Source organism: Brevibacterium senegalense, assembly GCF_000285835.1.
Taxonomy (GTDB): Bacteria; Actinomycetota; Actinomycetes; order Actinomycetales; family Brevibacteriaceae; genus Brevibacterium; species Brevibacterium senegalense.
The window spans coordinates 120,440-127,269 of sequence record NZ_HE978609.1 but is presented as its reverse complement, the minus strand read 5'-3'; the positions used below and the strand labels follow the sequence as shown (position 1 = coordinate 127,269).

Sequence of the window (6,830 nt, the reverse complement as noted above, 5' to 3'; positions counted from 1 at the left end):
AACCGGGCGATCTCTGCTGAACAAGCGGGGCACAGACCGGTTGGAGCGGCTGTGGGCCGAGCATGATGACCACGTTGCGTTGGAAGTGACGTACCTCGTCTACCAGGACGTCATCGACGCGTACGAGCATCCCGATCAGAAGACGGGCCAGCGGCTCATGCAGACAGTGATCGAGAATCTGCGCAGAGGCCTACCTGAAGGGCTTGAGGAGCTTGCGCAGTTGGGGAGGACGCTGTGGCGGAAACGGTCCCAGGTGCTGGCGTTCTTCGACCGTGGTGGCGCGTCGAACGGGCCGGTCGAGGCGATCAACGGGCGCCTGGAGCACCTGCGCGGTATCGGTTTGGGGTTCAGGAACTTCGAGCACTACGTACTGCGCTGCCTGCTCCACTCCGGGCAGCTATCGGCCCGTGTCAACGCACTCTAGAACCGGAAGAGCCGCCAATCTATGGCCAGCGACCACATCATCTATGATGACGTACCAATAGATATGTCGTGCTAGATCATTCGCTTCGCTGTGCGAATGAGTAGCGTGAAGTCAGCACGTCCACGTCTTGTAGACATGATCGTGAGTACGAACGTCATCACACCAGTGGTCAGCTGTGCGGCACACAGCATCAAAGTGCTCTCAAGTGGAAGATACAGGCAGAAGTACGATGCGATAGCCGCAGGGCAAGTTGTGAGCAAAATGCGGATACCGTCTCGGAACAGTGGCCAGGCATCTAATCCCCCTCTTGCCTTGAGCCAGATAAGGTTGATCGGCCAGTTGAGGGAAAGTCCAAGCGTATAGAGCAGCGCGACTGCCTCAACTGAATGAAACGAGCCTAGCAATACTAGGAACATCGTTAACCCCTTGGTTACGATGCTGGAAGCGAGGAATGATTGGCTAGGCGCGAGCATTAGAAAAAGCCAGTATGTGACGTGGGAAAGCGCGCGAAGCCCCCCGCCCGCTGCTAGGAGCTGGAAAAGAGGGACTGCAGGAGTCCATTGATCCCCAAGGATCATTGGAATGAGAGTGTTTGCGGACCCAGCGGCGATCGCGAAAATAGCACCTACCGGCAACGAAACCAACACCTGCAATAGTTGGAATCGTCTGTTGACCACCGTCTGGGAGGCGTCTGCATTCATCTTCGTCATGGTTGGAACCGCTACATTAGTTAGCGGCGTTAATAGTCGACTTAACGGAACGGTGAGCAGCTGCATGGCGCGGTTATAGTAACCCAGCGTGTTCGCACCCCATCGGGCACCAATCAATAATGAATCAATGTTGGACGAACCAAACGTTAGTAGTTGCGCAAGAGCGTAGTGAACGCCTGATCGGAGTAGATGTCGTGAACCAACTCCGCGACGTGGAAGACTGGGTTTCCATTTGGCGATCACTATACGGCTCACTGCAATTACTAAGGCATTTGTGACAACTTGAATAACCAAAGCCCAGTACCCCAGGCCGATTACTGCGGCCACCACGGCCAATAGGAATGCAATCGTCTGCGCCGCCAAGTCCGTTACTACGATCGCGGTGAATCTTTGGCTGCGGGCAAGTTGTACCTGTACCTGAGCTTGAACCCCATTAAACAGCAGTGAGAGTGCCACCACCTGTGCGATTGGAACAATCCGTGGTTCGTTGTATATTTGCGCAAGTAGAGGTGCAAGCAAAAACATAGCTGCACCCAACGCTGTGCCAAGAGCTGTGTTCACCCAGAACAGATTTGAGGATTGCGCATGCGAAATCTTTGGCGCGCGCAGTGCTGCGGCTGTCAAACCAAAATCTAACACCAGCTCGCCTAGGGCGACTGCAACGGTCACCATCGCGATCAGCCCGAACTCATCGGGACCGAGTAGACGCGATAGGACTACGACGGAGAGCACCTGCACGGCTGCCTTCAGCAGTTGCCCGAGGACTGTGACGCCGCCGCCCCTTGCGCCCTTGGACTTCGCTGCGCTGTCCACTGTGTGCCCCCTCCAGGCGGAACGTCATCTGGGAAGATCGACGACGTTGCAAGCTCGCCACTCCATCAGCACCTTAAGCCCTGTAAGCGTCTCCCGCACCTTGAGTGCACCTGCAGGGTGCGATCTGGCAACGTGAGCAGTGTCTCAACTGAAGTGAGGTTGTGGCTTCAAGGCTAGACTGTAGCCATCGTAAAGAGGCCCTCAGTTCCGTTAGGGGAACCGTGATGATCGAGAGTATCAAGAAATCACTCCCATCGCCCATTGTTGATTGGGTGTACCGCAAGCGTATGAAGCTGCGGATCGCGCAAGAGTTTGCGAAAGACTTCCGACGATACGTCAATAATGCTGCGTACGAAGATAAAGTCATTCCAAGTCATATGACGGCGCGTGCAGTGGAAGTTCAAGGGACAAAAGACTACCACCGCGTCGAAAAGGGTCTCACCTTGCCTGAGCCAAAACGCCCATTCGGGGCGGCGGTTGGCGAGCGTTTAGACCAGGCGTTGCATCTGGTTCCGCAGGATGCATCACTCTTCACCTATATGGCCAGTGCGCGAGAGGCGCTGTCCGTATGGAATGAGGATGGAACAATCACTGATTCGGTCAGCCCGTTCCCACAACGTAGCCATTCCCTCTCGGAGGCGGACGTTCGCGCTTTCTTCGAAAGTCGTCATAGCGTTAGACACTTCGACGCAAATCGACCCGTCGAACCTGGTCTTTTGGAAGACGCCGTGCAGTTGGCGCAGTCTACCCCGTCTGTCTGTAACAGGCAGTCATGGCATGTTCGGTTCATCGTAGATAGCGCGAAAAAGGCTGCGGCTCGTAGCAATCAGAACGGCAATGCCGGCTTCGGTGAGATTCCTGTTCTGGCGGTAGTGACCACCGATAGTCGGCTCTTTGCGGGTCCGGGGGAGCGAAACCAGGCGTGGATTGATGGAGGCCTGTTTGCGATGAGCTTGACTTGGGCGCTGCATGGACTTGGTCTTGCCACCTGCATGCTGAATATGTCGGTATCGAATAAGAAAGCGGACGCCCTCAGGAGAGATCTTGGCATCGGTGCACATGAAGTCATAATCATGCAGATTGCTATTGGGTATGCACACGAGCAGCACCGAGTGGCGCGTTCGCCTCGAAGGATGCCCACTGAGGTTTCGTCCATAGTGGAGGACTAAGGCCTATCGTCCCAGCCTTGATGGCGCAGCTGGAGGCACTACTTGGTGTTCATCGCTCTGAGTGCTGCAGCCTGAATGGTGTCGACAATTGAGTATCTCGGGCGAAAATTCCAAGCATTATGCAAGAGTGAGCTGTCGAGTCCTGACGAGAAATGAGTTTCTGTGGGCGCGGAATGCGTTTCTATAACGTCTACTGATCGGTTAGCGAGCTCCCGAACGTGTTCAGCGACCAAGTTGCCGATCGCTTCTAGTGTAAGCGGGTTCTGCGCCCCAACATTTACAATTGGAGCAAATGTTTGTTCTGCTTTCAACGCAATCGTCGCGATCGCCCTGCTTGCGTCCCGCGCATCCATAAAGTCGAAGACGTGTTTTGGTTGAACCAGAGTTACGCTCCCAGTTCTAACCGCTCCAGCCGTCATCTTATTTACTAGCCGTCGATGAAACTGTGGATGTATAAGGCTCGATACTCGCGCTTGGGTTACGGATGCGTCTGGACAGAGCTCTCTCGACAACAATTCGGCCGCGTATTTAGCGGCTGCATATGGTCCGTCAAGGTCGAGATCGGACGTTTCGGCGGCTAGATACTTGCGGCTAGAGTCGTAAACGCTTTGCGACGAGACGTTAACCAAGACTTTAGCCTGGACTGCATGCAGACTCTTGAAAAGGGATACATGAAAGTCTAGGCCGCGAGCAAGCTCGCCGCCTCCGCGGTTCAAAGGCCAAGCGCAATTGATTCCGATGTCGATTGGGCCGTGGCCCAATGGGTTGGAGAAGAATAGTTCGGGTCGCACCGTAGCAACGCGATTGAATTCATGGTCTTCCAGATCCCATTTTTCGCGCAACGCGGCCTGCGGCTGACTTGATACGGCTAACAGGTCATGGTTTGTATCTGACAGAAGAAGCCGAACACAGCTGCTACCTAGGAGCCCGCCAGCCCCAGTGATAAGTATCTTCATAGGAATACTCCAGTATTGTGTAGAGTTGGTGCGTCTAGCGTGAGGTCGTCGCCGTTAGGGGAATACACCCGAACCACTTCTTGTATGCTCTTGATAGTTTTGAGGGCGGTGATGGCGTCGTGCGCGACTCCCAAGATTCGAACTGCAATTTGCAGTAGTTGCCCTTCGTTGTCGCGGGTCAATGTGCGCCCTTCGGTGTGCCCCTTGAGAATGCGTATTACGCCTGGAAGCCTTGCCGCAGCATCGAGACCCTCAAATGTCCCAATTGTGCCGGGCTTTATCGCTATTGAAACATTGAATGCTCGTTTGGCGCTCCGAGGGCGGGCTCTAGTTGCTATATTCTGAGAGCTCATCGTGCCTGTTAGTGCAAATTCGATCAGCATGTCTAGTGGGTTAAATCCGCTTAGCTCTTTAAGGAGCCAGTACTCTTGTGTGCCGGTCAACCTGAATCCTGCATCGTATGACCTGAAAACTCCGCCATCGATCTTGCCTTGGACGAACAGCATCCCGTTCTGGAGGTTTAGTTCTCGAAACATTCGAAGCATAGCGTCGTGTGTGTCTCGCTCGAACGCTGGAAGATGTGATGACGGCATGGTGTATGCGTATGGGATCGGTGTTCCGCCATCACTGTAAGTCGTGACGTGTCGATTGGCGAAGGCGGTGAGATGGTGGTGCCCGTCCTGGAACACCCAAAATGCAGTGGCTTCTTCCCCGTCCAAGTACTTTTCGACCACGACATCGTTGCCGAAGAAAGTGTCGTTGGCGCTTTGGGCGGCTGCTAGAACTTCATCGCGGTTGTGGCAGATTGTGATTCCGCGAGAGCCGCTACCGCTTGCGGGCTTCACGATTACGGGGTACTCGACCTGAGTGTCGTCGTCCTCGGTAAATATATCGAGGCTGTAGCCTGGAATGGTGGGAATGCCGTATTGGCGGAACAAGTCGAGGTACGCGGTCTTGTTCGTGAATAGTTTGAATTGTTCCTCGGTGCCGTATGAGGGAAGTCCGGCTTTGTCGCAGACTTGCGCGTAGTAGGGGAGAAGCAGGTCAGAGAAGCCAGCGGCTACGCCGTCTATGTTTTTGTCTTTTATGAGTTGCACGACTGCGTCAACGTCCAAAAGGCTGACGTTGTAGTGCTCGTCTGCAATCTGCTTTGCGGGGGCTTTCTCGACCGGGTTGTAGTCCGCGACCACTGCTGTGGCACCCAAGCGTTGTGCGGCTCTGACGATTTCGGCTGCGATGTGAGTTCCGTGCATAATTAGCAGTCTTTTGCCGGCGAGGTCGCTCATGGAATTGCTCCGGTGTCATCGAAGTTCTGTGGTTCAGGGCGGACGCGTGTGCGCGTCGGTCTGTCTGTGAGCTTAGCTTGCAACCGGTGCGACTGCGTCTCGCGCTGAAGCGCGGAAGGAACCGATTCGGCTACGTGTCGGTGTCCGGCTCAGTGTAGATTTCGGTAGGAGGGGCCTTGGAGCGCTCTCTCGTCCGTGTCTGATCGGCCGGTCGATGTGATGTGAAGTTTGGGGAGGATCGAGAAGTGCAGCGGACTCTGATGGTGCTTGGTGGGTCCCGGCCTGTTGTGCCGGTGATCAAGGCGGCGCACGCGCTCGGTTGCAGGGTCGTCACGTGCGACTATCTCCCTGACAACGTGGCGCACAGGTACTCGGACGACTACCGGAACGTGAGCGTCATCGACAAAGAAGCGGTCTTGGAGGTCGCTCGTGAGCTTCGTCCCGATGGGATCACGTCTTTCGCGGCAGATCCTGGTGCGATCTCCGCAGCATATGTTGCGGAGCAGCTCGGGTTGCACTTCCCCGCATCGTACGACGCGACAATTACGTTGCAAGACAAGGGCCGGTTTCGCGAGTTCCTGGCGTCCAACGGGTTCAATTCCCCGGTCGCTCGTACTGTCTCCAGTGTTGGTGAGGCTGTGAGCCTTGGGGGCTCGCTATCGTTCCCCTTGATCGTCAAACCTGTCGACTCGACTGGCAGCAAGGGTGTTGTGCGGATCGATTCGGTGGGCGAAGTCGCAACATCGGTTGCATCATCACTCGAGCACTCACGAAGCAGCACGTGTGTGATTGAGGAGTATATCGATACTGAAGTCCGCCAGTTCGGCGGTGAGATGTTTGTTGCCTCTGGCGAAGTCGCTAGCCTCATACTGATGGATCAGGTGTTCGACGAACGGCATCCAAATCCTTACGTTCCGTGTGGTCACCTCATCCCTTCTGCGGTGGGAGCTGATGTGGAGGCAGCCACTCGGGACGCCCTGGGCCGCTTGGTCGAACTGCTTGGATTGCGCGACGGAATCTTCAACTTCGAGTTGCGCTTGAAGCCGGACGGTCGTGTCTTCATCATTGAGGTGACGCCTAGAGCTGCGGGCAACAGTTTGTCGGAGTTCCTTCATGTTGCAACTGGCCTCGACCTCGTACGTGCAAGTGTTGAAACCAGTTTGGGCGAGGCACCCGCTGAGCTTGGCGACCCGACCGACTATGGATACTGGCTTCAGCATCTGCTTGTGGGGCCGCGTCGAGGCGTGCTGAAGTCAGTCGAGATCGATCCCGAGTTCGAACGGGAGCATGTGCGTCAACAGATCACATGGGTTTCGCCCGGGGGAGAGGTCGAGCCGTTTGAATCGGGGCGTTCGCCGTTCGGTGCTCTTCGTTTGCGGTTCGACTCTCGCGATGCTCTAGAGCAGTTCCTGGCGGACCCTGACGCAGTCGTGCAGGTAGTGCTCGAGTAGCTATGTGATCATCAGTAGTTA

The 6,830-nt window shown here is 55.5% G+C and carries 6 protein-coding genes; 3 read left to right on the top strand and 3 right to left on the bottom strand.

Going from position 1 to position 6,830, the window contains the following annotated elements:
* On the top strand, positions 1-424 hold a 424-nt coding region (locus HGBR_RS20275), incomplete at its 5' end, for a transposase (protein ID WP_161601875.1).
* Between the two features lie 71 nt (positions 425-495).
* On the opposite strand, the gene HGBR_RS19675 is transcribed toward HGBR_RS20275, so the two are convergent.
* Entirely contained in the window at positions 496-1,947 is a 1,452-nt protein-coding gene (locus HGBR_RS19675; protein ID WP_083882920.1) for a lipopolysaccharide biosynthesis protein, read from the bottom strand.
* Positions 1,948-2,171: 224 nt separating this feature from the next.
* Between HGBR_RS19675 and HGBR_RS19670 the strand changes: the two genes are divergently transcribed.
* Positions 2,172-3,116: a nitroreductase family protein gene (locus HGBR_RS19670; RefSeq protein ID WP_083882919.1), complete on the top strand. Its 945-nt coding sequence runs from the start codon at positions 2,172-2,174 to the stop codon at positions 3,114-3,116.
* A 38-nt stretch (positions 3,117-3,154) separates the two neighbouring features.
* Here the strand turns inward: HGBR_RS19670 and HGBR_RS19665 are convergent, their stop codons facing one another.
* Both HGBR_RS19665 and HGBR_RS18310 read right to left on the bottom strand, forming a co-directional pair.
* Positions 3,155-4,072, bottom strand: a complete 918-nt coding sequence (locus tag HGBR_RS19665) for an NAD-dependent epimerase/dehydratase family protein (protein ID WP_083882918.1) — start codon at positions 4,070-4,072, stop codon at positions 3,155-3,157.
* Positions 4,069-5,358, bottom strand: a complete 1,290-nt coding sequence (locus HGBR_RS18310) for an ATP-grasp domain-containing protein (protein WP_040365184.1) — start codon at positions 5,356-5,358, stop codon at positions 4,069-4,071. Before HGBR_RS18310 ends, HGBR_RS19665 begins: the two co-directional genes overlap by 4 nt.
* Positions 5,359-5,747: 389 nt before the next feature.
* Between HGBR_RS18310 and HGBR_RS14605 the strand changes: the two genes are divergently transcribed.
* Positions 5,748-6,809, top strand: coding sequence for an ATP-grasp domain-containing protein (locus HGBR_RS14605; RefSeq protein WP_161601874.1), 1,062 nt, complete (start codon positions 5,748-5,750; stop codon positions 6,807-6,809).
* Positions 6,810-6,830 lie beyond the last annotated feature (21 nt).